Raw genomic sequence first — 23,611 nt, 5'->3', positions numbered from 1 at the left:
TGGGGGTAGGGACGCAATATTTTGCGTCTTGCGTTGTCGAGTAGCGTATGCTGACGTTAGACTTCAACTACTGAATAACGCATCCTAACGCAAAACGCAGAATATTGCGTCTCTACCCCTAGCGACGCCTGTACGTAACATTGCAAGCCGCCTACCTCCTACCCATGACCTACTACCACGTTTCGTTCGAGAATCCGCTTACCTTTTACTTGCAAATCCAGCTCATGGTGGAGGTGCCGGCCGAAGCCTCGGAGCCGTTAGCCCTCCAGCTACCCGCTTGGCGACCAGGGCGCTACGAGCTACAGAATTTCGCTCAAAAAATTCAGCGTGTAGAGGTCAGCGACGCCGAAACCGACGAGTCCCTCCCCTACCGCAAGGTCACGAAAGACCGCTGGGAGATACCCGGCGCGGCGGGCCGCAGCGTGCGCGTACGCTATAACTTCTACGCCCACCAGATGGATGCCGGCGGCTCGTGGCTCGATGAAACCCAGCTCTACCTGAACCCTGTGCAGGCCCTGATGTACGCCGAGGGCCACCAGTACGAGCCGTGCCAGCTCTCGCTGGTGCTGCCGCCTGACTGGCGCCTAGCCTGTGGCTTGTCGCAGTCGCAGCCCAATGTATTGGAAGCCAATAATTTTGACCAGCTGGCCGATGCGCCGCTCATCGCCAGCCCCACCATTCAGCACGAGCAGTACGAGGCGGGCGGACTGCCCTTCCACGTATGGGCGCAGGGTGAGGAGGCGCTCATCAACTGGCCGCGCTTGCTGGCTGATTTTAAGGCCTTTTCGGAAGAGCAGCTGACGCTGTTCGGTGGCTTCCCGGTGGCTGATTACCACTTCCTGAACCAGTTTTTGCCCTACAAGCACTACCACGGCGTGGAGCACCACAACTCGACCGTGATAACCTTAGGGCCGGCCGAACTGCTGATGCACGAGGCGCTGTACAAGGAACTGCTGGGCGTGAGCTGCCACGAGCTGTTTCATACCTGGAACATCAAGGCCATCCGCCCCGCCGAGATGCAGCCCTACGACTACGCCCGCGAAAATTATTTTCGCACTTGCTACATCGCGGAGGGCATTACGACCTATTACGGCGACTACCTGCTCACGCGTAGCCACGTGCGCACGCCGGCCCAGTATCTGGAGGAGCTAAACGGCGTGCTACGCAAGCACTACGACGACGCGGGCGGCCAAAACTTAAGCCTGACCGATGCCAGCATGGACCTCTGGCTCGACGGCTACAAGCCGGGCGTGCCTGACCGTAAAGTATCGGTCTACCACAAGGGCGCGCTGGCAGCGCTGCTACTCGACCTCACCATCCGGCAGCTGCACGGCCACGCTCGTAGCCTCGACGATGTGATGCGCCGCCTATACGACGACTTCGGCAAAACCGGCCTCGGCTACACCGACGAAGATTACGCCCGCATCGTGAGCGAGGTGGCGGGCCGCAAAATGCAAGTCTACTTCGATAAATTCATCAATGGCATCGCGCCCTTGCAAGAGCCACTAGACAAGGCGCTGCATACTGTAGGCTGCCAGCTGGTAGCTTACGAAAACGCTTCGGCCTCGGAAGGCACTTTTGGCTTCCGCACCGTGGTGAAAAACGAACGCACTGAAGTTACTTACATCTGGCCTAGCTCGCCGGCCGCGGCTGTGCTCACCGTCGATGATGAGATTGTGGCCATCAACGGCCGCCGCGTCGATATGAACCTGCACAGCCTGCTCAGCACGGGCGCATCGCGCTACGAGGTAGCCGTGTTCCGCCAAAATCGACTGGTGCTGGTGGAGCTACCAGCCCAGCCCAGCGCGGCTTTTGGCGTGCGCTATACGGTAGAAAAATTGGCTGATGCTGATGAGGCGCAGAAAGCTGGCTTCCAGAAGTGGCTTGGGTGGGAGTTTGAATCGCAGATTCAAACGAATTAAACAGATTTCACAGATACGCCCGCCTACTGCGGGCTGCCTTCTCTTCTTCTACAAACACTCGAGGCTCAAAACGCAGAAAGCCGCCCAAAAGGGCAGCTTTCTCGTTCTTATTTCGGTAATCACCCCGCTGTAGGCGGGCGTATCTGTGAAGTCTGCGGTCTAGTCGCCCTGCTTACCGGGGCCTTTCTTGGTGCTGTTGTTGTGGGTGTCTACCGACATAGGGCTGTTGCCTTGGGGATTATTGCGTGTGTTGTGCACGCCTTCACCGGCATCGTTACCGTCAGTAGTGTTGCCGTGGGTCGATACGGCGTTCGTGTTCGGGTCCTGCGTCTGCGTGCTTTTCTTCTTCGTGTTCTCGAAGGGATTGACGGACGGCTTGGCGTCTTCTTGGTCGGATTCCAGATGAGCGAGTGACATGGCGGGAAAAGGTTAGATTGTGTCTTTCCTTTTACCCTTTTAGGAGCGCGCGGGTTGTGTTTGTTGGCTCCGGCAGGACGCTTTTTTAGCTAAGGTTGGTTCAATCGGCCAGCTTTTCCAGGGCGGCTTTGAACTCGGGCGTATCGTAGTCGGCCATGCCGCTGTGGCGGTCAGCTACCCGGCCCTGCGGCGTGAGGATGACCGTGTAAGGAATGGACGGCGAGTCGAACGGCGCGGGCAAGTCGGCTGTCGGGAAAAATACCGGCATCGTGTAGTGCTTGCGCTTGAGCAAAGCGCGAGTTTTATTCTGGTTTTCATCAAGCGAAATCAGCACGAAGGCGACTTTGCTGGTATCCACTTTTTGGTAGAGGGCTTGCAGGCCCGGCATTTCGGCCAGGCATGGCGGGCACCAACTGGCCCACAGATTCACAAGCACCACTTTGCCGCGAAACTGCCCTAGGTTGGCCGGGCGGCCATCGAGGGTGACGAGCGGCAAGTTGAGCGGGTACGTGCGCTCGCTGGCAAACTGTGCACTAGGTGCCTCCACTGGGCGCGCGGGCGGAGTGGCGCGCCACAGGCCGGTGGCCAGCAGGCCGCGCTGCATGGTGCTTAGCACGGGCTGGCGCAGGCCGGTGGTCATTACCAAAGCGAAGGCGGTAAAGAACAAGAGTTCGCCCCAGTTTTTACGAAGCCAGGTGGTCATTATCAAAGCTGTATAAAAATGTCATGCTGAATGCAGTAAAGCACCTTGGCAGGCTCGTTAGATTACTTCTCTAACGACTCTGCCAAGGTGCTTTACTGCGTTCAGCATGACGGCTGTAATGGGTGACTTTTTACGGCAAGCTAAAGCTTACCGCACATTCTCGACCACGGCGGCGGGCTGCACTTTCACCAGTTCTTCGAACATGGCTTCGCGGGCTTCGATTTCCTCTTGCGTGAGGTTGAGCAGGCGCTCGGTACCGAACTTCTCCACGCAGAACGAGGCCATCGCGGAGCCGTGAATCACGGCGCGCTTCATGTTCTCGAACGAGTAGTCGTCGGTGGCCGCGATGTGGCCGATGAGGCCGCCCGCGAAGCTGTCGCCGGCGCCGGTCGGGTCGAATACCTCCTCCAGCGGCAGGGCTGGGGCGTAGAATACTTTATTTTTGTGGAAGAGCAGCGCACCGTGTTCGCCCTTCTTGATAATCAAGAACTTGGGGCCGAAAGCCAGGATTTTGCGGGCCGCTTTCACCAGCGAGTACTCACCGGAAAGCTGGCGGGCTTCCTCATCATTGATGCTGAGCACGTCCACCATTTCGATGGTGGCCAGCAACTCTTCGGCCGCGATGTCCATCCAGAAGTTCATGGTGTCGAGCACGATGAGCTTAGGGCGGTTGACGAGACGCTGAATAACTAAGCGCTGCACTTGAGGCGCTAGGTTGCCGAGCATCAGCCACTTGCAGTCTTGGTAGGCGTCGGGAATAACAGGGTCGAACGAGCCGAGCACGTTGAGCTCGGTAGTGATTGTTTCGCGCGAGTTGAGGTCTTTGTTGTACTTACCCGACCAGAAAAACGACTTTTCGTCGGGCTTGATTTGCAGGCCCTCCACGTCTACGCCGTGCTCTTCGAGGGTCAGGATGTCGGACTGCGGAAAGTCGCCGCCCACTACGGCCACCAGGTTCACCGGCTTGGTCGAATACGAGGCGGCCAGGCTGATGTAGGTAGCCGCGCCGCCAATGATTTTGTCGGTTTTGCCGAAAGGAGTTTCCAGGGCGTCGAAGGCCACGGAGCCGATTACGAGAAGGCTCATTTGTGAAGAATGAGTTAGTGGGAAGATAAGAATCAGGTGCGCAACGGCACAAATAACAAAAAAAGTCCCCGGATTCGCATCCGGGGACTTTCTAGCGGGTAAATAATGGGGCTCGAACCCACGACCTTCGGAATCACAATCCGACGCTCTAACCAGCTGAGCTATATCTACCGTGTGGTGGTTTGGGAGTGCAAAGATACGCAAAAGGTGGTTTTATGCAAGGTTTTTTGGAAGAAAAATGTATACACCTGTCATGCAGAGCGCAGCGAAGCCTCTCGCGTGCTGACGTTTGCTTACGCTAGAGATTACTGCGTCACGCGAGATGCTTCGCTGCGCGCTACATGACGACCGTAGGTAAGCTATTCTTACCAAGGTGGCCAACCGAACGACAAAATATCCCGACCTTTGCAAAATGGATACCCTTGCCACCTTCGCCGATTTTAAACTTAACAAGCAGCTGCTCACGGCCGTAGCCGAAGCGGGCTTCACCGAGCCCACACCGGTGCAGCTCCAAACCATCCCGCTGCTGCTGGCGGGGCACGACGTGCTGGGCATCGCCCAAACGGGCACCGGCAAGACCGCTGCCTTCGGCCTGCCGCTGCTCATGAAGGTGAAATATGCCCAAGGCGAGCACCCTAGGGCGCTTATTCTGGCGCCGACCCGCGAGCTGGCCATTCAACTTGAAAAGCACCTCAAGGCGCTGGCCGTGAATACCGACATTCGCATTTTTGCCATCTACGGCGGCCTGGGGCCAAAAACGCAGATTGAGACGATAAAGGCCGGGCTAGACATTCTGATTGCCACGCCAGGCCGCCTGATGGAGATTTACCTCAAGGGCGACCTCATCTTCAAAAACCTGACTACGCTGGTGCTCGATGAGGCCGACAAAATGATGGACATGGGCTTCATGCCCCAGATTCGGCGCATTCTGGAAATCATTCCGCGCAAGCGCCAAAACGTGCTTTTCTCGGCTACCATGCCCGAGCGCGTGGCAATTTTGAGCGAGGAGTTCCTGGAATTTCCGGTGCGGGTGGAAGTAACGCCGCCGGCCCAAACGGCCCAAACTATCACGCAGAGCCTGTATGAGGTGCCTAATCTGGCCACTAAAATAAACTTGCTGGAGCACTTGCTGCACCGCGATGCGGCCGAGATGACGCGGGTGCTGTTTTTCACCCGCACCAAGGAAAACGCCGACCAGGTGGCCGCCTTCCTCAAGCGCAAGGCGCCTGTGGGCGAGGTGCGCGTAATCCACGGCAACAAGGGCCAGAACGCCCGCATCAACAGCATGGACGCCTTTAAGGAGGGCAACGTGCGCTACCTGGTAGCCACCGACGTGGCGGCCCGCGGCATTGACGTGCCGCAGGTGAGCCACGTGGTGAACTTCGACGTGCCGCTGATATTCGACGACTACGTGCACCGCATCGGGCGCACGGGGCGAGCGCGGCACGCGGGGGCGGCCATCACGTTTGCCGACCCCACCGAGCGCCAGCACATGGAGCGCATCGCGGAGCTTATCAACCAGGAGATTCCGCTGCTGCCTATCCCGGAGGAGGTGTCGCTAACCAACACGCCCTTCATCGAAAAGCAGGTGCAGGACCGCACCCTCGACGAGCAGCGCCGCCGCCAGGACCCCGATTTTAAGGGCGCTTTCCACGAGAAAAAGGAGTGGATAAAACCCGGCGTGACCATTGATAAGCGCACCGGCAAGGCTTTTGAGGAAGGCAAGCACTTCAAAAAGAGCCAGAAGGGTAGCAAGAAGAATACGGGTAAGAAAGGCGGTTCAGCTCCCGCTATGAAAGCCATAGCCGCCCGGCCCCGCCGGCGCAGCAGCTAGCGCAAGCTGGCGGAGGAACCGTATTAAAAAGGGCCTATTGCTATTCGTAGCAGTAGGCCCTTTTTGCTGCGACAGCGCCGCGCTAGCTTAACATAGCGTCTACGTCGGCGGCGGTGAGCACGGGCGTGGCGCCTTGATGAGTAGCCACCAGAGCGCCGGCCGCACAGGCGCGGCGCAGGCACTCGGCGGGCGCTAGCTTGGCTTGCCAGCCGGCCAGCAGTGCCGCCAAAAAGGCGTCGCCGCTGCCGATGGTATCCTTGACCTCGATGGGGAAACTAGGGTGGGTGAAGAGTTGATTGGCTATCCACAAAGCCGCTCCGTCGGCGCCCTTCGTTACGCACACGGCTTGTAGGCCATAGTGTTCGGCCAGCCAGGGCAGGGCGGTATCGCCGTCGGCGGGCAGACCCAGCCAATCGGTGATTTCGGCTAGCTCGTGCTCGTTGAGCTTGGCCATGTCGGCTTGGCGCAGCAGGTTTTCGACCACGGCGCGGGTGTAGTGCGGGGGGCGCAGGTTCACGTCAAATACGCGGTAACGGGCGCTGGGCAGCAGTTGATACAAGGTTTCGCGGGTGTCGGGGCGGCGAGCAGCTAGCGAGCCATAGACCAGGATGGCCGCGTTGCTCACGGCTTCCTTCAGCTCGGGGGCGTACTGCACGTAGTCCCAGGCCACGGGCTCCACAATCTTGTACGTTACCTCGTGGCTGTTATCGACATTGGCCTTCACCACGCCGGTGAGGTGCGTTTGGCTGCGCTGCACCAGCGTTGTATCCACGCCTTTAGCTTGCAGAAACTCGACCAACTCGGCACCTAGGTCATCCTGCCCCACGCGGCTGATAAGCTGCGCGGGCTGTCCCAGCTGATGCAGGTGCACGGCCACGTTGCAAGGTGCGCCGCCGGGCTGGCGGCCGGTGGGCAGCACATCCCAGAGAGTTTCTCCAAAACAAACGATGGGGGCAGACATAGGGGTAAGGACCAAAGTGGAAACCGAAATAACGAACCAGAGATGAATTCAAGCCAATTGCGGCTTCGCTAAGACGCGGCAGCGCGGCGGCTACAGCTCGCCCGTGGAGCGGCTCGACGTGACGTCGCCGATGCTGGTAGTAGCTTGCGAAATCCGCTGGCCCTGCGAAGCTATCGGCTCGCGGCCTTCAGCCCCAGTGAGGAAGCGGTACGTAATGCCGGCAATGGCTGCACCCACCAGCGGGGCTACCCAAAATAGCCACAACTGGCTCAGTGCCAGACCACCTACGAAGAAGGCAGGCCCAGTGGAGCGCGCCGGGTTCACGGACGTGTTGGTGACCGGAATGCTGATGAGGTGAATGAGCGTGAGGCCCAGGCCGATGGCCAGCGGGCCAAACCCCTTGGCCGCCCGGCGGTCGGTGGCACCCAGAATGATAAAGAGAAAGAGCATCGTCATGACGACTTCCGTAACGAAAGAAGCCGCTAGGGTGAAATGGCCCGGCGAGCCAGCTTCGTAGCCGTTGGCCGCTAAGCCATTAGTAGCTAAGCTATAGGCAGGGTTGCCGCTGGCAATAAAGTAGAGCACCGCCGCGCCGGCCGTAGCCCCCACTACCTGCACCACAATGTAGGGCAGCACAAACCTGGGGCCCTGGCGCCCAGCCAGCCACAGGCCCACCGTCACGGCCGGGTTGAAGTGCCCACCCGAGATGTGGCCGAAAGCAAAGGCCATGGTGAGTACCGTGAGGCCAAAGGCCAGCGACACGCCCAGCAGCCCGATGCCGACGTTAGGAAACGCGGCGGCGAGCACCGCGCTGCCGCAGCCACCCAGCACCAGCCAGAAAGTACCCAGGAACTCGACGCCCAAACGCTGCCCCAGTGTGGGCGACGTAAAGCCTGCTTGCTCTTCGAGCTCAGAATCATTTATGATAGGAGTAGTAGTCGCCATTGACGCAAATAAAAAAGAGGGTGAGACTAAAATGAAGTTTGCCCTATACGCCAATGGCTTACCAACGGAGGTGTTCGAAACCGTTTTCTTGTAAAAAGTGCTGTCGGTATCTTACCGGCGGTACCCAATGCCAGCTAGTATGCTTTATTGCCTCCAAAAAAATCGCGGCAGCATACGGCGAAAAGCTTTGCGGCTCGTCTGCTCAGGCCCACAAATCCTTAGAGAAGCGCGCTACGCTACCAACTGATTTCATGACAACTCCACCTCCCAAGCTAACCGTATCAGGGCGAGGCAAGTTGCGCGCTGCTGGCCCCACCTACTCATTACGGCATTTTTGCCAGCCCATGATTACACTAGAACCATTTACTCCGGCCGATTTCGCGCAGCTTATCGCGTGGGTTGATAACGAGCGCCTGCAATACGAATGGAGCGGCTCGCTTTTCTCGTTTCCGCTCACGCCCAGCGCCCTGACCTGGTACCTCGAAGGGGCCAACGACTTCGCGCACCCCGAAGTCTTTATTTACAAAGCGGTGGACAGCGAAACCGGGCGGGCGGTAGGCCACATTTCGCTGGGCGGCATCAGCGAGCATAATCGCTCGGGGCGCATTTCGCGGGTGCTGGTGGCCGAGGGCAAGGGCCGGGGCTACTGCGCGGCCATGGTGCGCGCGTTGCTGCGCATTGGCTTCGAAGAGCTGCACCTGCATCGCATCGACCTAGGCGTGTACGACTTCAACCAGGCCGCCATTCGCTGCTACAAGAAATGCGGCCTGCGCATAGACGGGATAATGCGCGACGTGGTGCGCCACGACGACCATTATTGGAGCCTAGTCGAGATGAGTATACTGGAAGACGAGTGGCGAGCGCAGCAGCTATAGCTATAAGACCTTGGATATGAGCCGGTAGGTATGAGAAAGCTAAATAGAGCAGTTCTCACGTCTTATATCTCATGTCTAACATCCCTAATGATGCAGCAGGTGGCTGATGCGCGAGCTAGCCAGCGTGAGCACGCCACCCCACAGCACGGCGCTCCAGAACATGTGCAGCAAAATGCGCTGGCGCGGCACCCCCAGGAGCGTGGCAATGACGGTGCCCCCGATGGGCGACAGCAAAATTGGGGTCAGGAAGGCGATACCGCCCATCCCAAACTTTTTGAACACCTTGATGATGTTGCGCGAGCGCTTGGAAAATACGGGCGCCCGGCGCAGCCGGCGCTGCTGCTGGCGGTGGCGCACCCACACCCGCCCAATGCCCGAGAAGATGAAGACGCTGGTCATCATGCCGGCCACCGTGAGGCCCATGGTTTGCCAGAAGCCCAGGCCTAGGCTGCTGCCCGCCAAGGGGCCGCCCAGAAACTTAACCGTGCTGAGCAGGAAGACAGAAGCCCATTTGGCGGCGTAGGGAAGCACTAGCAGAAAACTAAGTAAGGCGGAGGGAACAGAGCGAAACGACGGGCGGGCAAAAATACCTTACCTAGGGCTGACCACCGCTGTTCGAGCTGGTAACGGTGACCGGGCCAACTCCGTGCGTGCCACCCCCAATTATAATTTGCTACCAAAGGCCAGGTCACCGGCATCGCCCAGGCCCGGAATGATGTAGGCCTGCTCGTTGAGCTTCTCATCCACGGCGGCCACCCACAGGGTAGCTTCCGGGATTTCGCGGGCCACGTAGGCCACGCCCTCGGGCGAGGCAATAACGGCCGCAATGTGCACCTGGCGCGGCGTGCCGAAGCGCAGCATGGCCCGGTAGGTTTGCACGAGGCTTTTGCCGCTGGCCAGCATGGGGTCAACCAGCACAAGCACACGCTCGTCGAGGCTCGGGGCCGAGAGGTAATCTACCTGCACCTGCACCTGGGCCGTGCCCTCGATGCGGTAGGCCGCCGCAAAGGCGCTGGGACTCTGGTCGAAGTAGTTCAGGAAGCCCTGATGGAATGGCAGGCCCGCCCGCAGCACGGTAGCCAGCACCGGAAAATCGCGCAGCAGCTGGCTGGGGGCTTCGCCCAACGGCGTTTTTACTACCTGCGGCGTGTAGCTGAGCTGCGTGCTGATGCGGAAGGCGATAATCTCGCCCAGGCGCTGCAGGTTGCGCCGAAAGCGCAGGCTGTCCTTCTGCACATCTACATCGCGCAGCTCGGCCAGGAAGTGGTTGGCAATGCTGGGCTCAGCACAGACAACGTGCAGGCGGTCAGCTTGCTGCAAGGCGGCGATAGATGAAGTCAGGAGCGCATCCATGAGAGAAACCAGGGGGATTGGGTTAGCGTAACGGCTGGATAAAGTACGGGCCGCGCCCCAAAATTGGTGAAAAAGCGGCCAATACCGGGCAAGCTGCCCCCTTCAAAATCAAATACCTGGCCCGGCTGCCCCGCCGAGCGGCGCAGGGCATCATCAATAAGCAGCACCGGAGCACTGGCCGCGCGGCCGGCCAGCGAGGTAGCCGCAAACAAATAAATGAGCCCGCCCGCGTGGCGCACAAACAGCGCCCCGGCTAGCAGCTCGCCGGTGGCCGGGTGGCGCACCTGGCGCAGCTCGGCCGCGCCCCGCGCCCGCAACGCGGCGTAGAGGCGGCGCAGCCCCGCGTAATGGCGCGGCCGCAGCCCGGTGTAGGCCGCCCCCCGGTAGCTGAGAAACAGCTCAATCAGCGCGCCTAGGTCGTCGCTTTCCGTTACCAGTAAGGGCTGCGTCAGGGCCTGGTTGTTGCGCAGGCGGCGGCGGCAGCCCGTGAGGTAGTTTTGGTAGATGGTGGCGTAGGGCGCGCATAGGTCGAGGTGGTAGGTCAGGCGCTCGGCTACCGTAAAACCAGTCGGCAGCAGCGACTGCTGCGCCGGTGGCCATTGCTGATAGAATGCCACGCAGCTTCGGCGAGCCACGGCCAAGTAGTCGGCCACCTGCGTCTGGCGGCTTTCCGCCGTCAGCACCAGCCCGAGCTGCTGCGTAAACAAAGGCTGGTACGCCACGCGGCCCCACGGCCGTCGCTTCAGCGGCAGGGGCAGCAGCGAGCGGTACTCGCCCCCCGGCCCTAGCTCGACCACGGCGGCCCAGCGGCCCGCCGTGGCGGCCAGCCACCACGCCTGCACGTAGGGCGGCGCGCCGGGGCTGGCCGCCACGCAGGCTTGCCAGCGACCTAGGTCGAGGTCAGGGAAATAAAGCAGGCGCAGCACAGTTAGAAAAGACGCTCGCGGAGCAGGATGGCAGCCAAAGGTCGGGGCCGGAAACCGGCGCGGCGGCGGCCGACGTAATTTTGTAGTTCCTGCCCCGTCTGGGTAGTATTCTTTATTTGATGAAACACTACCTATTTCCTGTTCTGTTGGTAATGGCGGGCCGGCTCGCGGCCCAAACGCCCACGCCTGCTCCGGCGCCAGCTTCTCCCGCGCCCGGCACGGCCAACTGGTATATTTTTAATAAGCCGCTGCCCGCCGACCAGGCGGCCCAGGTTACTGCCAAACCGGCCCGACCGGCGCCCAAGCCGGCCCCCCGCCTGCGCGCGGCGCCGGCCAGCAACGAGTACCAGGGCGCGCTCTACGTGCCGCTCGACCCCAATACGTACCGCCTGCTCGACCGCTACGCCATCAAGTACGGCTCCGACTCGCTGCGCGACCCGCACACCAGCGCGCGACCCTACACCCGCGCGGCGGCCGCCCACCTCGGCGAGCGCCTGCTGACCGGCGACAGCATCACCTACAGCCCAGGCTCGCTCTCGCGGGCCGACCGCTTTAATGCGCAGTACCTGCTGAAGGACAACTGGATGTACTCGCCGCTCGGCGACAGCCTCAACCAGAGCCAGCGGCCGGTGCTCACGTATTTCTACCGCGACCAAACCGACCTATACCACGTTCAGACCAAGGATTTCACGTTTCGCCTCAACCCCGTGCTGCTGCTGCAAGGCGGCAAGGACAATGGCACGGGCAGCATCGACGGCCTTCGCTACGTGAACACCCGCGGCATTGCCTTTGAGGGCACCATCGACCAGCGCCTGGGCTTCTACGGCTTCCTCACCGACAACCAGCAGGCTGTGCCGGGCTGGGTGCAGCAGCGCACCCGCCGCGACCGCATTGTGCCCCACGAGGGCTACTGGAAGGATTTTAAGACCGTGGGCGGCAGCGCCTACGACTTTTTTACGGCGCGCGGCGGCATCACCTACGCGGCTACCAAGCACATCAACGTGCAGTTTGCCCACGACCGCAACTTTATCGGCAACGGCTACCGCTCGCTGATTTTATCGGACTACAGCGCGCCCTATTTTTTCTTGAAGCTGAACACCCGCGTCTGGAAATTCAACTACCAGAACATCTTTGCCGAGCTCACGGCCGGCCGCACTTACAACAGTGCGGGTAGCCCCACCGACTCGCTGTTTCCCAAAAAGTACCTGGCGCTGCACCACCTGAGCCTCGACGTGACCGATAACTTCAATATCGGCGTGTTTGAGTCGGAAGTATCGGGCGGGCGGGGGCGCGGGCTGGAATTGCAGTACCTGAACCCGGTCATCTTCTACCGGGCCATCGAGCAGCAGGTGGGTTCCACTGATAACGCCCTCCTAGGGCTCGATTTTAAGTGGAACATCAAGCACCGCGCGCAGCTCTACGGCCAGCTGGTGCTCGATGAGTTTAAGCTCAGCGAAATCCGGGCCGGCAATGGTTGGTGGGCCAATAAGCAGGCTATTCAACTCGGTGGTAAGCTGCTCGACGTGGCCGGCGTGCGTAACCTAGACTTGCAGCTGGAGTTCAACTTTATCCGGCCATTTACCTACCAGCACGAGTCGCAGTACACTAATTACCAGCATTATCAGCAGCCTCTCGCCCACCCCATGGGCGCCAATGTGTCGGAGCTGCTCGGCATCCTGAGCTACCAGCCGGCGCCGCGCCTGAACCTAGTGGCCAAGGCTTTTTACTCGGTGCAGGGCCTTGATGCTCAGGCGCCTAGCACCACCAGCAACTACGGCAGCAACGTGCTGTTGTCCTACACTAACACGCGGCCGATGGACTACGGTTACCGCGTGGGCACCGGCGACAAAAACCGCCTGTTGCACGCCGATTTCACGGCCACCTACCAGCCGCGCCTGAACCTGTTTTTGGACGCCACGCTCATCGCCCGCCACCAAACCCTTGACCAGCCCACCTATTACGGCACCGTGAGCGGCAACGAGGTCTACGCCTCGCTGGCCGTGCGCTGGAACATCGCCCAGCGCCTGCACGAACTATAAATCGCAGATTTAACGGATTTAACGGATTGCGCTGATACGCCCGGCTGCGCCGGGCTGACTACTTGGGCTTCGTGTTAAATTTTTGATTTTATGAATGATACTACTTTTTTGTATCGGCCGGTTAATCAGGCGGAGCTTGACTTGATTGCGGCTCGTGGCTGGCGGGCGTTTCCGCCTCGGTTGCCGGAGCAGCCTATTTTTTATCCGGTATTGAATGAGGCGTACGCTAACCAAATCAGCCGCGACTGGAACGTGCCGTACTACGGCGTGGGCTACGTAGTGCGCTTTGCGGTTGATAGTAAGTACCTAGGGCAGTTTGCGGTGCAAAACGTGGGCGATGCGCACCACAACGAGCTCTGGGTGCCGGCCGAACAACTGCCAGAGTTCAACCAGCACATCCAAGGCTTAATTGAAGTAACCGCCACCTTCCAGCGTTAACAACAGGCGCCCGACCTGTCAGTTGCCATAGCCCTCCTGCATAGCCAGCCCCGCGCAGCGGGGCGTATCTGCGCAATCCGTTAAATCCGTTAAATCTGCGATGAAGGTTTATATCCGCCTACTACAATTTGCCCGGCCCTACGGCGATTTCTTGCCGCTGTACCTGGTCTATATGGTGCTGGGCATCTTCTTCGGCATCGCCAATTTTACGCTGGTTATTCCGCTGCTCAATGTCTTATTTGGCACCACCGATACGCACGTGGCTACCGCGCCAGCCGTGCTGCCGCATTTTGCGCTCACGCTCGACTACATAAAAGAGGTATTCAATTTTTACTTTAGCAAAGTGTTGCTGACGCAGGGTAAGCGCGGGGCGCTGGCCTATGTGTGCGGCATCATCATCGCCTCGGTGTTTTTCAGCAACTTATTTCGCTACCTAGGCGGCAAGCTGCTCACCAAAGTGCGCGCCCGTGTGGTCCAAAACCTGCGCGGCGCCCTCTACAACCGCATTCTGGACCTAGAGCTGGGCTACTTCTCCAACGAGCGCAAGGGCGACCTGATGTCGCGCCTCACCAACGATGTGCACGAGGTCGAGGTTTCGGTGGTGAACACCCTCACGGCCGTGTTCAAGGAGCCGCTCACCATCATCGGTTTTTTTGTGCTGCTGTTCACCATGTCGGCCAAGCTCACCGTGTTCACGCTGGTGCTGCTGCCCATTTCGGGTGGTATTATCGCCAGCGTATCGAAGCGCCTGCGCAAGCAAGCCGCGCTGAGCCAGAGCACCCTAGGCTCCATGCTTTCGGTGATTGACGAGACCCTAGGTAGCATTCGGGTTATCAAGGGCTTTAATGCGCGGGCCTACATTCTGGAGAAGTTTCGGGTGCAGAACGACCAGTACGCCCAAACCACGCAGAGCATCGACAACACCCGCGACCTGGCATCGCCGTTTTCTGAGTTTGCGGGCGTGGCGGTGGTGGCGGGGCTGCTCTACTACGGCGGCTCGCTAGTCCTGAGCGGGCAAACGGGCCTGTCGGCGTCGGCCTTTATCACCTACATCATCCTTTTTTCGCAGATTCTGACGCCGGCCAAGTCGCTGTCGGGCGCGTTCAGCAACATCCAACGGGGGCTGGTAGCCGGCGAGCGCGTGCTGCGCGTCATCGACACCGAGCCCACCATCCGCGACCGGCCCAATGCCGCGGTGCTACCCGACTTTACGGAGCAGATAGAGCTGCGCGACGTGAGCTTCACCTACGGCGACAAGCCGGTGCTCTACGACCTCAACCTGATTATCAAAAAGGGCCAGACCGTGGCGCTGGTGGGCCCTAGCGGCGGCGGCAAAAGCACACTGGCCGACCTGCTGCCCCGCTTCTATGACCCCTCGGCGGGCCAGCTGCTCATCGATGGGCACGACGTGCGCGACTGCACCCTGCACTCGGTGCGCGCCCAAATGGGCATCGTGACGCAGGAGAGTATTCTGTTTAATGACACGATTTACAACAACATCAAATTCAACACCGAAGCTACTGAGGAAGAAGTAATTGCGGCCGCAAAAACGGCCAATGCGCACGATTTCATCATGCAAAGCCAGAATGGCTACCAGACCATGATTGGCGACCGGGGCGGGCGCCTTTCGGGTGGGCAGCGGCAGCGCCTGAGCATCGCCCGCGCCATCCTGCGCAACCCGCCCATTCTCATCCTCGATGAAGCTACTTCGGCCCTCGACACGGAGAGCGAAAAGCTGGTGCAGGAAGCCCTGACGCGCCTCATGGCCGCGCGCACCTCGCTGGTCATTGCGCACCGCCTCAGCACCGTGCGCCACGCCGATGAGATTATCGTGCTTCAGCACGGCCGCATCGTGGAGCGCGGCACCCACGACGAGCTGCTGCGCCACGACGGTGGCCTCTACCAGCGCCTGAGCCAGCTGCAAACCAACGCCGCGCTGGTGTAGCCCGTTGTGCTTAAACGCGACCTACGCTAAAATGGCTTACTTTCGCGCCTGCTCCGTTTCATCTGTTTAATCCGTTAAATCTGCGATTTATGCTTGCTCTCAAACGTATCGTGACCGTTGCCGTGATGGTGTATCTCGTGCTGGCCCTGTTGTTTCTTATGTTTCCGGCGGTGCGTAGCAGCGTGGCGGGGCTGGGTGGCAGCGGCTCGCTGGTCGATGATGAGCGCAACTTTTTCTACATCCTCTCCATCATTGGGGCCGTGGTGCTAGCGCTGGAGTTGGTAGTCGAGAACCTTGACAGCAGCTTGTTGCGCCGCGAAGTAGGCAAGCAAGACGGCAAAATCAACGAGTTAAAAGCCAAGCTCTACGATACGAACCAGCCGCTTGGCGCCGCGGCTGCTACTGCTGCCCCAGCGGTGGCCTACCCCACGGCCGCTTCGGCTGCTGAGCGCAACCAGGCGCCCCCGCAAGGGCCAGCTACCCCGACTACCTATTAGTTTTTGTTCGTGTCCGAATCCGTTATCCCTACCCTGCTCACTGGCCTCATCCGGGCCGAACTCGCGGAAGCTCGCACCGTCCTCGACCAGTTTCTGGCCAACGAGGCCAACCTGGCCTGCATCGCGCAGGCCGCCGAGCTGATGGCCGTCAGCCTGCGCAACGGTGGTAAAATCCTGACCTGCGGCAACGGCGGCAGCCTCTGCGATGCCCAGCACTTTGCCGAGGAGCTCAGCGGCCGCTACCGCGCCGACCGCCCCGCCCTGGCCGCCATCGCCCTCACCGAAGCCTCGCACATGACTTGCGTGGCCAACGACTACGGCTTCGAGTTCGTGTTTAGTCGCTTTGTGCAGGCCCTAGGTCGGCGCGGCGATGTACTGCTGGCCATCAGCACCAGCGGTAACTCGCCCAACGTGCTCAACGCCGCCGCGGCGGCAAAAGCCGCTGGTATGCAGGTAGTAAGCCTCACCGGCAAAAACGGCGGCAAACTCGCCGACCTCAGCGATGTGGAAATCCGGGTGCCCCACTTCGGCTTCGCCGACCGCATTCAGGAAGTGCACATCAAGGCCATCCACATCCTGATTATGCTGATTGAGAAGCTGGTATTCAACTAGCCTACCAACAGTAACCAGCTACTCCCTCTACCAAATCATCAAGCAAAACGGCCCCTAGCAGACACCAACGATAGCCAGCTTGCGCAGCAAGCGTATCCGCGCAATCCGTTAAATCCGTTAAATCTGCGGTCATGCTAACTAAGGTTTTCGGCTCGGCCGTTCAGGGTGTTAATGCCTACACTATCACTATTGAAGTGCTAGTCTCAGCCGGGACGAATTTCTTCGTGGTGGGCCTGCCCGACAATGCCATTAAGGAAAGCCAGCAGCGCATCGAGGCGGCGCTGAAGCTACGCGGCTACCGCATGCCGCGCACTAAAGTGGTGGTGAATATGGCGCCCGCCGACATTCGTAAGGAAGGCGCGGCCTACGATTTGCCCATCGCCCTAGGTATTCTGCACGCCTCGCAGCAGCTCACGACCGAGCGGCTCGGCGACTACGTTATTATGGGTGAAATGGCGCTCGATGGCATGCTGCGGCCCATCAAAGGCGTGCTGCCCATCGCCATTCAGGCGCGCAAGGAAGGCTTCAAGGGTATCATCTTACCCAAGGAAAACGCCCAGGAAGCGGCCATCGTTAATAACCTCGACGTGATTCCGGTGGAAACGATGCAGCAGGCCATCGACTTCTTTGAGGGCCGCGAAGTCATTGAGCCCGTGCGCATTGATACGCGTGACATTTTTCAGCACACCGCCAACCAGTACGCCGCCGATTTTGCCGATGTGCAGGGCCAAGAGAACATTAAGCGGGCGCTAGAGATAGCCGCCGCCGGCGGCCACAACGTAATCATGATAGGGCCACCCGGCGCGGGCAAAACCATGCTGGCCAAGCGCTTGCCCACCATTTTGCCGCCTCTCAACATGCAGGAGGCGCTCGAAACCACCAAGATTCATTCGGTGGCCGGCAAGCTCGGCACCGGCCAGGGCTTGCTCAATCAGCGGCCCTTCAGGGCGCCCCACCACACTATTTCGGACGTAGCGCTGGTGGGCGGCGGCAGCAACCCGCAGCCCGGCGAGATTTCGCTTTCGCACAACGGCGTGCTGTTCCTCGACGAGCTGCCCGAGTTTAAGCGCACCGTGCTGGAGGTGATGCGCCAGCCGCTGGAAGAGCGCCGCGTCACGATTTCGCGGGCCAAAGTCAGCATTGATTTTCCGGCCAATTTCATGCTCATTGCCAGCATGAACCCTTGTCCCTGTGGCTATTACAACCACCCCGACAAGGAGTGCGTGTGCGGCCCCGGCGTGGTGCAAAAGTACCTGAACAAGGTGTCGGGCCCGCTGCTCGACCGCATCGACCTGCACGTGGAGGTAACGCCCGTGACGTTCGACCAGATGACCGAAACGCGCAAGTCGGAAACCAGCCACGACATTCAGCAGCGCGTAGAAAGGGCGCGGGAAGTGCAAACCCAGCGCTTCGCGGACTACGCCGACGTGCACTCCAACGCCATGATGCCTTCGCAGATGGTGAAGGACATTTGCCAGATAAGTGCCGACGGCCGCGGGCTGCTCAAAACGGCAATGGAGCGCCTCGGCCTGAGCGCCCGCGCCTACGACCGCATCCTGAAAGTGGCCCGCACCATCGCCGACTTAGCGGGCACTGACGAAATCCAGATTCAGCATTTGGCCGAGGCTATTCAATACCGCTCGCTCGACCGCGAAGGTTGGGCGGGGTAACCTACATTCTTGTGTATAAGCAATTTGCCAAGCCGCTGCTCTTCAAGCTCGACGCCGAGCGCGCCCACCACTTCATCTTCGACAATGTGAAGCGCCTAGGTCGCGTGCCGGGCACGGCGGCCGTGTTGCGCGCGCTCTACAACTACCAGCACCCGAGCCTAGAGCGCGAGGTGTTTGGCCTGAAATTTCCGAACCCGGTGGGTTTAGCGGCGGGCTTCGACAAGAACGCGCTGCTCACGGATGAGCTGGCCACGATGGGCTTTGGCTTCGTGGAAATCGGAACCGTGACGCCCCGGTCGCAGCCCGGCAACCCCACGCCGCGCCTGTTTCGGCTGCCGCAGGATGAGGCGTTGGTCAACCGCATGGGATTTAATAACGACGGGGCCGCCGCCGCCGCCGCGCGCCTAGGTCGCCGCCGCAATCGCCAGCTCATTATTGGCGGCAACATCGGCAAAAACAAGGATACGCCCAATGAGCAAGCCGGCGACGACTACGTAGCTGCCTTCGAGGCGCTGGCCGAAGAAGTCGATTATTTTGTGGTCAACGTAAGCTCGCCCAATACGCCGGGCCTGCGCGAGCTGCAGGATAAAGAGCCGCTTATTAAGCTTTTGCAACAAGTGCAGGCGCGCAACCTGGCCCGCGCCACGCCGCGCCCGCTGCTGCTCAAAATAGCGCCCGACCTCACCGATGCGCAGCTCGATGACATCCTCGACATTGCCCGCGAAACGCAATTGAGCGGGCTAGTAGCCACCAACACTACCATCGCCCGGCCGGCTACGCTGCGCACGGCTGCCGCCACCGTGGCCGGCTACGGCGCGGGGGGCCTCAGCGGGCGGCCGCTGCGCGAGCGCGCCACCGAGGTCATTCGCTACCTGCATCGGCACAGCCAGGGCGAGCTGCCCATCATCGGGGCGGGCGGCATCCACTCGGCGCAGGATGCTCTGGAGAAGCTCGCGGCTGGTGCCACGCTGGTGCAGCTCTACACGGGTTTTATTTATGAAGGGCCGGGGCTGGTGAAGCAAATAAACCAGGCGCTGGTGCGGTAGCCACCCGCTGCCGCCGCACGCGCCACTGCCACCACGCGATGACGGGCACCCCTAGGGCAGTCGGCCACAGAAAGTTGTAGGGAAACGGGATAAAGCGCAGGCTGGTGACCGAGAAAGCCGACACCGCCGCGATATAAGAAGCCATAAAACCCGAAATGTGGTTGAGCAGCCACTGGTTTTTAGTCCAGTGGCCCGCCCTGGCGTAGCCGCGCAGCTGCCGCAACGCCGTGAAAGCGCCAATGCTGCCAAACACCACAACGGGCACATGGCCCACCCGCAGGCCGTAGGCCACCGTGCCGGCAAATACGGCCAGCCCCGTGGCCGCCACCAGCCAATCGGCCCGCGCCACGCGGGCATCCCAGGCCAGGTGCTTTAAAAAGACGGAGCGGTAGCCAAAGGCCGCCATATAGAGGCTAAACACTGCCGTTAGCAGCAAAAACAGGCTCTGAATGTGCTGCGCACCCGCCAGGGCCGTGCTACCCGCCACCACCATAGCCCCAAAAAACACCTTGCCCCACCGCCGATGCGCCGGGCCACCCTTGCGCACGGCCAGCGCCACCGGCGCCACAAAAAAACCCACGAACCCGGCGGCAATGTGCACCCAGCGGTTAACCATAAAAAACGTTTCCATCGCGGCGGTGTGGCAACTAGTTGCGCCACCGCCGAAAGATGCGCACGGTGGGAGCTGGCGCTCAGAATTAAGGTCTTGAATCCTGCTTATGAGCAGCCCAAGCGTCGTTTATAGCGGCTAAAGCGCCTAAGAGCCTAGCTGGCTACCCTAGGGCCGCCGCGCCAGCTTTGCCCCCACCTTAAACTCAATAACGTCGGCAGTTCCGCCGTGTACTTTCAAGTCAACCGCGCCGAACAGCACGTCCGTAAACTGGTATTTCAGCCCCAGTCGCTCGTAAAAAAAACTGTTGGATTTGTACGGGTTATACACGTAAAAGCCTAGGTACGCGCCGAAGGCGAGCCGGCCAAACAGCAGCTCGTGCCCCAGGAAAATTCCTGCTTTTTTCACATCCACCAGCGCTTCCTGGTTGCGGGCCGTATCCTTTTGCGCCGCCAGCAGCGAGCGGTCGTAGAAGCCCTCCACGCCCACCAGCAAGTTGCTTTTGCGACTGACGCGCCGCCCCGCCGCCACCGTGGCGGAGCTAACCGCATACTTTGTATAAGTACCCAATTCCAGCTGTTTGTAGCCCAAACTCGTGCTCAGTAGCAAGAAGTTGCGGCCCACGTCGGCGGGGGTCGGTGCCAGGTAGGGCACGGTCGGCGCCGGGCGCTGCTGGTGGTAATTCAGGCCCAGCACCACCGAGGGCAGGTTGATGCCAAAATTGGGCTTAGTGGTTGCCCCGTTGGAGTAGTGGTTGAGGGCTACGCCCACCAGTACGCCTAGGTGCGGCGAGAGGGCGTAGTCGTACTCCAGCCGCAGCTGCATGGTCGCGTTCAGGGCCGAGCTCACGATGGTGTTCTTGCGGTTGGCTTGCAGGTCAAACGGGTTGGTAAACCACGCCAGCCCGGTACCCAGCCGAAAGCTCAGGTCATGCCGCCGCGTGCGCACAAAAGGCTTGCTGATATACAGCGTAGCGGCGTAGCTCTGGCCCAGAGTGGGGTTGTGGTAGTCGTAGTACACCAGCGCCAACCCTACCTTGGGGTACTTGTACCAGCCGTGCCAGGCCGCAGCGCCCGTGGTTTGGCGCTGCGCATTCAGCTCAAAGCCAGTGGGGTGCGAAGCTACCAGGTGGCTGATAGCACGCGTGTGGTTGAGAATAAAGCTGCCCTGGGCATAAGCCCCCAGCACCAGCGGCTGCCGGGCGGCCGGCGCCGCCACCGAGTCGTAGGCCACTCGCGAAGCAGTACTGGGCGCTTGCGCCACCGCGGACTGCATGGCAGCCCAACTAGCCACGAGGCCGCCCGCAAAACCCAGGAAGTATTTTGCGGAAGCTATTCTCAACTCAATAGGCGGCATAAAGCTGGCAGCAAACCAGTTCCAAAAATACGCCTTTGCCACTGTTTAGCTGGCTTGCTCAGAATAAAACTAAATTTATTTCAAACTGTAACCCTAGGCCAGGCCGGCTTAGTATAAGGCGCACTTCCGGTCTAGTTCATACACTTCTATTTTACCTATAAAGCGGCCGGGCTTATCTCACCATTTTTTCAGCCATGAAAAAAATCATTCTATCTCTTGCTGTTCTCGCTGGCGCTGCCGGTGCTGCCAACGCTCAAACTGGTGTTAAATACGGCTTAAAAGGCGGTTTTAATGGCTCTTCCTACACGGGTTCCAACACTAAAGGTCTTGACTACAAAGCTGGTTTCGCGGCGGGTGTCTTTCTGAATTTTGGTCTTTCAGATAACTTCTCTGTTCAGCCCGAATTCTTGTACTCGCAGAAAGGTGCATCGCAGGATGACGTGTCTTATGGCACTCCTGCCATAAACGTCACCCGTAAAGATGCGCTCGGGTATCTTGATGTACCTCTTATGTTCCGCTACAATGTCGGCGAAGATGGCAAAGGTTTCTTCGTAGAACTTGGTCCTCAGGGCAGCTTTATATTGCATCGCCGTCAGTTTGTTGAGGATGGTAGTGGCAAAGAGATATCAGGCTCGCGTGTTACTACTACAGACCCATTAAACAAGGCAATACTCGGTTATGTTGGTGGTGTAGGCTATCAAATCACTAGCGGCGTACAATTAGGTGTGCGCTACACTGGTGACTTTATGAGAATTAACAAGGACAGCAACAACGATTTCCGTAACTCGGTATTTCAATTTCAAGTTGGCTACGCTTTCGGCGGTAAGTAAGCTACACACCAGCTAAGCTGGGCTACAAAAAACCCGGCTCCTACCTAGGAGCCGGGTTTTTTGTGCTCGCCTTACTAGCCTTTGTTATTCTACCTTTGGCGGGTACTTTATTCACTTTTATCTTTTTCCTACAATCATGCAGAAAAGCCTACTTCTACTAAGTGTGCTGGCTGGCTCGGCGACACTGACGCACGCCCAAACTGCCAGCTTTGGCATTAAAGCCGGCGCTTCACTCACCAATTTGACAGGCGATGGTACTGGCAATACCAAAAACATATTCGGCTTTCACGGTGGGCTGGTGGCAAATCTTGCCCTTAATGATGCCTTCTCCATTCAGCCTGAGGTGCTGTACTCTATGAAAGGCACTAAAACGGAGGGGTCCTTCACTGGCTATTCTACTAAGCTCACGTCGCGCTTGCACTATATCGATGTGCCCGTACTTGCGCGCGTTAACGCCGGGGGTCTGTTCTTTGAGCTAGGTCCCCAAATCGGATTTTTGGTAGCCGCTAAGCAGAAGCGCGAAGTCACAGGCACCGGTGCAGGCACTTCTGAACAAGACATTAAAAGCGGAGTTCGCACAGTTGACTTTGGGTATGCGGCCGGCCTGGGCTACCAACTCAGCAACGGCCCCGGTATTGGCCTGCGCTACAACGGTGGCTTTATCGATACTAAAAATCCTTCCAGCTCGTCAGCGGTCCGCAACAGTGCCTTTCAGCTATATGTAAGCTATATGTTTGGCGGCAAATAAGTCACTCAAGATGCTCTCTTTAAAGCCGGCCTTCTGCAAAGCGCCGGCTTTTTTTGCAGGCCGCTAACTGGCCGGTGCCCGTAGCTTTGCTATACCTATTGGTTCATCTATTCTCTTTTCAATGAAAAAATCCATCCTTGTACTGCTTGCTTTTATGCTGGTTTTCAGCACGGTAGCGCAGGCGCAGCGGCGCGGGCGTAGTAGCAACGACGTATCGCTGGGCCTGAAAGCGGGCGCTTCGATGACCAACCTGGTGGGAGACTATGTCAAAAATCAAAACTTCGACAATCTTTTCGGGTTTCACGCCGGTGTTTTTGCCAATATTACGCTGACTCAACTATTTGCCTTTCAGCCCGAGCTGCTATACTCACAGAAGGGTTACAAATCGTCCGCTGCCAGCAACTATAACCTGCGCCTGCACTACATAGATGTGCCCCTGGCTTTTCACGTGAACACCGGCGGACTGTTTTTTGAAGCCGGCCCGCAAGTCGGGTTTTTGGTAGCTGCGAAGGGCAATAGCAGCAACGTTTCGGTCGACGTGAAGGAGGGCTACAATACGGTAGACTTTGGCTACCTCTTTGGCCTGGGCTACCAGCTCAAGCATGGCCTAGGGGTGGGCCTGCGCTACAACGGCGCCTTCACCAATATTGACAAGGCGACTACCATCGGCAGCGTTACGTACCAAGACAAGGCCCGCAACAGTGCTTTTCAGCTCTACCTGACCTACTCGGTCAACGGCCACTAAGCGGCTTTAGCCCTAAAAAAAGGCCCTGGCTCCTACCTAGGAGCCGGGGCCTT

At 59.3% G+C, this 23,611-nt stretch carries 23 protein-coding genes and 1 tRNA gene; 13 read left to right on the top strand and 11 right to left on the bottom strand.

Features of this window, described 5'->3' with window-relative positions; all coding sequences use genetic code 11:
* The first annotated feature begins 164 nt into the window (after positions 1 to 164).
* Positions 165 to 1,922, top strand: coding sequence for a M61 family metallopeptidase (locus ACFSDX_RS05960; RefSeq protein ID WP_382312298.1), 1,758 nt, complete (start codon positions 165 to 167; stop codon positions 1,920 to 1,922).
* 159 nt (positions 1,923 to 2,081) lie between these two features.
* Here the strand turns inward: ACFSDX_RS05960 and ACFSDX_RS05955 are convergent, their stop codons facing one another.
* The 4 genes from ACFSDX_RS05955 to ACFSDX_RS05940 form a co-directional block, all read right to left on the bottom strand.
* A complete protein-coding gene (locus tag ACFSDX_RS05955) occupies positions 2,082 to 2,339 on the bottom strand; it encodes a hypothetical protein (protein WP_382312297.1) in 258 nt (85 codons plus the stop codon).
* Positions 2,340 to 2,439: 100 nt separating this feature from the next.
* Entirely contained in the window at positions 2,440 to 3,042 is a 603-nt protein-coding gene (locus ACFSDX_RS05950; protein WP_382312296.1) for a TlpA family protein disulfide reductase, read from the bottom strand.
* Between the two features lie 147 nt (positions 3,043 to 3,189).
* Positions 3,190 to 4,128, bottom strand: coding sequence for a PfkB family carbohydrate kinase (locus ACFSDX_RS05945; RefSeq protein ID WP_382312295.1), 939 nt, complete (start codon positions 4,126 to 4,128; stop codon positions 3,190 to 3,192).
* 97 nt (positions 4,129 to 4,225) lie between these two features.
* Positions 4,226 to 4,299, bottom strand: a tRNA-His gene (locus ACFSDX_RS05940).
* A gap of 241 nt (positions 4,300 to 4,540) precedes the next feature.
* On the opposite strand from ACFSDX_RS05940, the gene ACFSDX_RS05935 reads away from it, so the two are divergent.
* Complete coding sequence (locus tag ACFSDX_RS05935; protein ID WP_382312293.1) at positions 4,541 to 5,962, top strand: DEAD/DEAH box helicase; 1,422 nt, start codon at positions 4,541 to 4,543, stop codon at positions 5,960 to 5,962.
* An 82-nt stretch (positions 5,963 to 6,044) separates the two neighbouring features.
* Here ACFSDX_RS05935 and ACFSDX_RS05930 read toward each other — a convergent pair whose 3' ends face one another.
* Both ACFSDX_RS05930 and aqpZ read right to left on the bottom strand, forming a co-directional pair.
* Positions 6,045 to 6,923 carry a carbohydrate kinase family protein gene (locus ACFSDX_RS05930; RefSeq protein ID WP_382312292.1) on the bottom strand — a complete coding sequence of 293 codons (879 nt, stop codon included), beginning with the start codon at positions 6,921 to 6,923 and terminating at the stop codon, positions 6,045 to 6,047.
* A 90-nt stretch (positions 6,924 to 7,013) separates the two neighbouring features.
* A complete protein-coding gene (gene aqpZ, locus ACFSDX_RS05925) occupies positions 7,014 to 7,868 on the bottom strand; it encodes an aquaporin Z (protein ID WP_382312290.1) in 855 nt (284 codons plus the stop codon).
* Between the two features lie 344 nt (positions 7,869 to 8,212).
* Between aqpZ and ACFSDX_RS05920 the strand changes: the two genes are divergently transcribed.
* The gene (locus tag ACFSDX_RS05920; protein ID WP_382312288.1) at positions 8,213 to 8,743 is read left to right on the top strand and encodes a GNAT family N-acetyltransferase; all 531 of its coding nucleotides are present in this window, start codon (positions 8,213 to 8,215) and stop codon (positions 8,741 to 8,743) included.
* Positions 8,744 to 8,827: 84 nt separating this feature from the next.
* Here ACFSDX_RS05920 and ACFSDX_RS05915 read toward each other — a convergent pair whose 3' ends face one another.
* The 3 genes from ACFSDX_RS05915 to ACFSDX_RS05905 form a co-directional block, all read right to left on the bottom strand.
* A complete protein-coding gene (locus tag ACFSDX_RS05915; protein ID WP_382312287.1) occupies positions 8,828 to 9,274 on the bottom strand; it encodes a hypothetical protein in 447 nt (148 codons plus the stop codon).
* 132 nt (positions 9,275 to 9,406) lie between these two features.
* On the bottom strand, positions 9,407 to 10,096 hold the full coding sequence (gene upp, locus ACFSDX_RS05910; protein ID WP_382312286.1) for a uracil phosphoribosyltransferase: 690 nt from the start codon (positions 10,094 to 10,096) through the stop codon (positions 9,407 to 9,409).
* Complete coding sequence (locus ACFSDX_RS05905) at positions 10,081 to 11,022, bottom strand: GNAT family N-acetyltransferase (RefSeq protein ID WP_382312284.1); 942 nt, start codon at positions 11,020 to 11,022, stop codon at positions 10,081 to 10,083. Before ACFSDX_RS05905 ends, upp begins: the two co-directional genes overlap by 16 nt.
* 119 nt (positions 11,023 to 11,141) lie before the next feature.
* Here ACFSDX_RS05905 and ACFSDX_RS05900 point away from each other — a divergent pair, with 119 nt between their 5' ends.
* The 7 genes from ACFSDX_RS05900 (at position 11,142) to ACFSDX_RS05870 (ending at position 19,269) form a co-directional block, all read left to right on the top strand.
* The gene (locus ACFSDX_RS05900; protein WP_382312283.1) at positions 11,142 to 13,061 is read left to right on the top strand and encodes a capsule assembly Wzi family protein; all 1,920 of its coding nucleotides are present in this window, start codon (positions 11,142 to 11,144) and stop codon (positions 13,059 to 13,061) included.
* Positions 13,062 to 13,151: 90 nt separating this feature from the next.
* Complete coding sequence (locus tag ACFSDX_RS05895; RefSeq protein ID WP_382312282.1) at positions 13,152 to 13,499, top strand: hypothetical protein; 348 nt, start codon at positions 13,152 to 13,154, stop codon at positions 13,497 to 13,499.
* Between the two features lie 100 nt (positions 13,500 to 13,599).
* A complete protein-coding gene (locus ACFSDX_RS05890; RefSeq protein ID WP_382312281.1) occupies positions 13,600 to 15,444 on the top strand; it encodes an ABC transporter ATP-binding protein in 1,845 nt (614 codons plus the stop codon).
* 89 nt (positions 15,445 to 15,533) lie between these two features.
* A complete protein-coding gene (locus ACFSDX_RS05885; RefSeq protein ID WP_382312280.1) occupies positions 15,534 to 15,941 on the top strand; it encodes a hypothetical protein in 408 nt (135 codons plus the stop codon).
* 9 nt (positions 15,942 to 15,950) lie between these two features.
* On the top strand, positions 15,951 to 16,553 hold the full coding sequence (lpcA, locus tag ACFSDX_RS05880) for a D-sedoheptulose 7-phosphate isomerase (protein WP_382312278.1): 603 nt from the start codon (positions 15,951 to 15,953) through the stop codon (positions 16,551 to 16,553).
* Between the two features lie 131 nt (positions 16,554 to 16,684).
* Positions 16,685 to 18,223, top strand: coding sequence for a YifB family Mg chelatase-like AAA ATPase (locus ACFSDX_RS05875; protein WP_382312276.1), 1,539 nt, complete (start codon positions 16,685 to 16,687; stop codon positions 18,221 to 18,223).
* 11 nt (positions 18,224 to 18,234) lie between these two features.
* Complete coding sequence (locus ACFSDX_RS05870) at positions 18,235 to 19,269, top strand: quinone-dependent dihydroorotate dehydrogenase (RefSeq protein WP_382312275.1); 1,035 nt, start codon at positions 18,235 to 18,237, stop codon at positions 19,267 to 19,269.
* Here the strand turns inward: ACFSDX_RS05870 and ACFSDX_RS05865 are convergent.
* Together ACFSDX_RS05865 and ACFSDX_RS05860 are read right to left on the bottom strand one after the other, a co-directional pair.
* Complete coding sequence (locus ACFSDX_RS05865; protein ID WP_382312274.1) at positions 19,214 to 19,885, bottom strand: DUF2306 domain-containing protein; 672 nt, start codon at positions 19,883 to 19,885, stop codon at positions 19,214 to 19,216. The genes ACFSDX_RS05870 and ACFSDX_RS05865 overlap by 56 nt on opposite strands.
* Before the next feature lie 162 nt (positions 19,886 to 20,047).
* Positions 20,048 to 21,154 carry an acyloxyacyl hydrolase gene (locus ACFSDX_RS05860; protein WP_382312273.1) on the bottom strand — a complete coding sequence of 369 codons (1,107 nt, stop codon included), beginning with the start codon at positions 21,152 to 21,154 and terminating at the stop codon, positions 20,048 to 20,050.
* Between the two features lie 275 nt (positions 21,155 to 21,429).
* Between ACFSDX_RS05860 and ACFSDX_RS05855 the strand changes: the two genes are divergently transcribed.
* The 3 genes from ACFSDX_RS05855 to ACFSDX_RS05845 all read left to right on the top strand — a co-directional run bounded on the left by ACFSDX_RS05855 (position 21,430) and on the right by ACFSDX_RS05845 (position 23,558).
* Positions 21,430 to 22,065 carry a porin family protein gene (locus tag ACFSDX_RS05855; RefSeq protein ID WP_382312272.1) on the top strand — a complete coding sequence of 212 codons (636 nt, stop codon included), beginning with the start codon at positions 21,430 to 21,432 and terminating at the stop codon, positions 22,063 to 22,065.
* Positions 22,066 to 22,201: 136 nt separating this feature from the next.
* The gene (locus ACFSDX_RS05850) at positions 22,202 to 22,813 is read left to right on the top strand and encodes a porin family protein (RefSeq protein ID WP_382312270.1); all 612 of its coding nucleotides are present in this window, start codon (positions 22,202 to 22,204) and stop codon (positions 22,811 to 22,813) included.
* 121 nt (positions 22,814 to 22,934) lie between these two features.
* Complete coding sequence (locus tag ACFSDX_RS05845) at positions 22,935 to 23,558, top strand: porin family protein (RefSeq protein WP_382312269.1); 624 nt, start codon at positions 22,935 to 22,937, stop codon at positions 23,556 to 23,558.
* Positions 23,559 to 23,611: the final 53 nt, after the last annotated feature.

Source organism: Hymenobacter bucti (assembly GCF_042681145.1).
Taxonomy (GTDB): domain Bacteria; phylum Bacteroidota; class Bacteroidia; order Cytophagales; family Hymenobacteraceae; genus Hymenobacter; species Hymenobacter bucti.
Note: the sequence above shows the minus strand (reverse complement) of the source record. Positions and strands in the feature narration are given on the sequence as shown.